Here is a 3782-nt window from a genome sequence, read left to right as displayed (position 1 = left end):
CTGATGCCATAGCGTCGGCACAGCTCGCGGACATTGCTCTGCGGCTGTTCGGCCAACCACACAAATTCACGCCGAATCGACATGGTGGTGCACTCCTGCCACGGCATCGCTCGAACTCCTCATTCGACGGATCCCGTAAGCGTAAATGCGTTACCTATGTCTCCCGACACCCGTTACCTATGTCCCCCGGCTGAACACCATGCGCACCGATTCCGGGATCACGATCGGCGCCGGCTGCAACTTCCCTGGTGCGCGCGGCGCACCCTACCTACACTCTTCGCACAAAGCATTACATAGACTCTATAACTATTTGTTTTTATTAGTTTTATTCGTTAAATAGGCACGCGCCGTATCGAAATCGCTACAGCGTAACGATTCCGCAACATCCAGCCAGAACCCCCGTCACTGCTGGCTCCCCACTCATTCCCGCAAAAAGCGCCCATCACCCTGTAGCGATTTCGCTACAGAGACCATCACGCACTTCCTCCACTAATACTCGCAACGCCTTGATTTACAAGGCATACAGCCTTCTGGCACTGCCCTTGCTAAAGGCCGGGCAACAGCGCGCGGCCATGACCGCGTGCGGGGCTAAGCGCCTGGCAGAAGAAACAGGCGCGTCATACGAGTTGAGGACCAAAGATGAGCGTATTGCGTTTCACCGCCGACCACGAATGGCTGCGCCTGGAAGAGAACGGCAGCGTCACCGTAGGCATTACCGAGTACGCGCAGGACGCGCTGGGCGATGTGGTCTTCGTTCAACTCCCGGAACTGCAGGCCTATGCCAAGGGCGAAGAAGTCGCCGTGCTGGAGTCGGTGAAAGCCGCCAGCAACATCACCATGCCGCTGGACGGCGAAGTGATCGAAGTGAACCAGCAACTGGCCGACAGCCCCGAACTGGTCAACGAAGAGCCGCTGGGCAAGGGCTGGTTCTTCCGCATGCAACTGGCCGATGCCAGCATCCTTGACGGCCTCCTCGACCAGGCCGGCTACGAAAACCTGCTGAAAGCCAACGGCTGAGGAATGACCATGAGCCTCTCAACCCCCATCCTTGGCACCGCCAACGAATTCATCGCACGCCACATCGGCCCGCGCGAGGCCGATATCAAGGCCATGCTGCAACTGCTCGGCCATGAAGACATCGAAGCCCTGACTGCCAACGTCATCCCCGACAGCATCAAGGGCACCAGCGTGCTCGACCTGCCGGCCGGCCAGGGCGAGGCCGAAGCCCTCGCCGCGATCAAGGCCATCGCCGCGAAGAACCAGCTGTTCAAGAGCTACATCGGCCAGGGCTACTACCCCTGCCACACCCCCAGCCCGATCCTGCGCAACCTGCTGGAAAACCCGGCCTGGTACACCGCCTACACCCCCTACCAGCCGGAAATCTCCCAGGGTCGCCTGGAAGCCCTGCTGAACTTCCAGACCCTGGTCAGCGACCTCTCCGGCCTGCCGGTGGCCAACGCCTCCCTGCTCGACGAAGGCACCGCCGCCGCCGAAGCCATGACCTTCTGCAAGCGCCTGGCGAAGAACAAGGCCAGCAACGCCTTCTTCGCCTCGCAGCACTGCCACCCGCAGACCCTCGACGTGCTGCGCACCCGCGCCGAGCCGCTGGGCATCGAGGTGGTGATCGGCGACGAGCGTGAGCTCACCGACGCCAGCGCCTACTTCGGCGCCCTGCTGCAGTACCCCGCCGCCAACGGCGATGTCTTCGACTACCGCGAACTGGTCGAGCGCTTCCACGCCGCCGGCGCCCTGGTGGCGGTGGCCGCCGACCTGCTGGCGCTGACCCTGCTGACCCCGCCCGGCGAGTTCGGCGCCGACGTCGCCCTCGGCAGCGCCCAGCGCTTCGGCGTGCCGCTCGGCTTCGGCGGCCCGCACGCGGCCTACTTCGCCACCCGCGACGCCTTCAAGCGCGACATGCCCGGCCGCCTGGTCGGCGTCTCCATCGACCGCCACGGCCAGCCGGCCCTGCGCCTGGCCATGCAGACCCGCGAGCAGCACATCCGCCGCGAGAAGGCCACCAGCAACATCTGCACCGCGCAGGTGCTGCTGGCCAACATCGCCAGCATGTACGCCGTCTACCACGGCCCGCAGGGCCTGACCCGCATCGCCAACCGCGTGCACCAGCTGACCGCGATCCTCGCCGAGGGTCTGGTCCAGCTCGGCGTGACCGTGGAGCAGGCGCACTTCTTCGACACCCTGACCCTGGCCACCGGCGCCCAGACCGCCGAGCGCCATGCCGCAGCCCGCGCCCAGCGCCTCAACCTGCGTGAAGTGGATGCCGTCCGCCTCGGCCTGTCCCTGGACGAAACCACCACCCAGGCCGACGTCGAGCAACTCTGGGCGCTGTTCGCCGACGGCCAGGCGCTGCCCGCCTTCGCCGAGCTGGCCGCCCGCGTCGCCAGCCGCCTACCGGCCGCCCTGCTGCGCCAGAGCGCGATCCTCGCCCACCCGGTGTTCAACCGCTACCACTCGGAAACCGAGCTGATGCGCTACCTGCGCAAGCTCGCCGACAAGGACCTGGCGCTGGACCGCAGCATGATCCCGCTGGGCTCCTGCACCATGAAGCTGAACGCCGCCAGCGAGATGATCCCGGTGACCTGGGCCGAGTTCGGCGCCCTGCACCCCTTCGCCCCGGCCGAGCAATCCCAGGGCTACCAGGAACTCACCACTGAGCTGGAAGCCATGCTGTGTCAGGCCACCGGCTATGACGCCGTGTCCCTGCAGCCGAACGCCGGCTCCCAGGGCGAATACGCCGGCCTGCTGGCGATCCGCGCCTACCACCTCAGCCGTGGCGACGACCAGCGCGACATCTGCCTGATCCCGCAATCGGCCCACGGCACCAACCCGGCCACCGCCAGCATGGTCGGCATGCGCGTGGTGGTGACCGCCTGCGATGCGCGCGGCAACGTCGACATCGCCGACCTCAAGGCCAAGGCCGAGGAGCACAAGGAGCGCCTCGCCGCGCTGATGATCACCTACCCGTCCACCCACGGCGTGTTCGAGGAAGGCATCCGCGAGATCTGCGACGTCATCCACGCCAACGGCGGCCAGGTGTACATCGACGGCGCCAACATGAACGCCATGGTCGGCCTCTGCGCCCCGGGCCAGTTCGGCGGCGACGTCTCGCACCTGAACCTGCACAAGACCTTCTGCATCCCCCACGGCGGCGGCGGCCCGGGCGTCGGCCCGATCGGCGTGAAGGCCCACCTGGCGCCCTTCCTGCCCGGCCACGCGCAGATGGCGCGCAAAGAGGGCGCGGTCAGCGCGGCGCCCTTCGGCAGCGCCAGCATCCTGCCGATCACCTGGATGTACATCCGCATGATGGGCGGCGACGGCCTGCGCCGCGCCACCCAGCTGGCGATCCTCAACGCCAACTACATCGCCCGCCGCCTGGAAGAGCACTACCCGGTGCTCTACACCGGCAGCAACGGCCTGGTCGCCCACGAGTGCATCCTCGACCTGCGCCCGCTCAAGGAGACCAGCGGCATCAGCGTCGACGACGTCGCCAAGCGCCTGATCGACTACGGCTTCCACGCCCCGACCATGAGCTTCCCGGTGCCCGGCACGCTGATGATCGAGCCCACCGAGAGCGAGTCGAAGGAAGAGCTGGAGCGCTTCTGCGACGCCATGATCCGCATCCGCGAGGAAATCCGCGCGGTCGAGGCCGGTGAGCTGGACAAGGACGACAACCCGCTGAAGAACGCGCCGCACACCGCCCACGAGCTGGTCGGCGAGTGGACCCACCGCTACAGCCGCGAACTCGCCGTGTACCCCAGCGCCAG

At 66.5% G+C, this 3782-nt stretch carries 2 protein-coding genes; both read left to right on the top strand.

The annotated features are described in order from the left end of the window. The first annotated feature begins 639 nt into the window (after nucleotides 1-639). The gene (gcvH, locus tag E8E91_RS14195; RefSeq protein WP_280376280.1) at nucleotides 640-1017 is read left to right on the top strand and encodes a glycine cleavage system protein GcvH; all 378 of its coding nucleotides are present in this window, start codon (nucleotides 640-642) and stop codon (nucleotides 1015-1017) included. A gap of 3 nt (nucleotides 1018-1020) precedes the next feature. Beyond that, on the top strand, nucleotides 1021-3782 hold a 2762-nt coding region (gene gcvP / locus E8E91_RS14190), incomplete at its 3' end, for an aminomethyl-transferring glycine dehydrogenase (protein ID WP_280376279.1).

This window comes from Pseudomonas sp. BN515 (genome assembly GCF_029873155.1).
Taxonomy (GTDB): Bacteria; Pseudomonadota; Gammaproteobacteria; order Pseudomonadales; family Pseudomonadaceae; genus Metapseudomonas.
Note: the sequence above shows the minus strand (reverse complement) of the source record. Positions and strands in the feature narration are given on the sequence as shown.

Bases quoted from the DNA above. Each gene is read 5' to 3' on its own strand.
- gcvH (WP_280376280.1), top strand. From the start codon at position 640: ATGAGCGTATTGCGTTTCACCGCCGACCACGAATGGCTGCGCCTGGAA.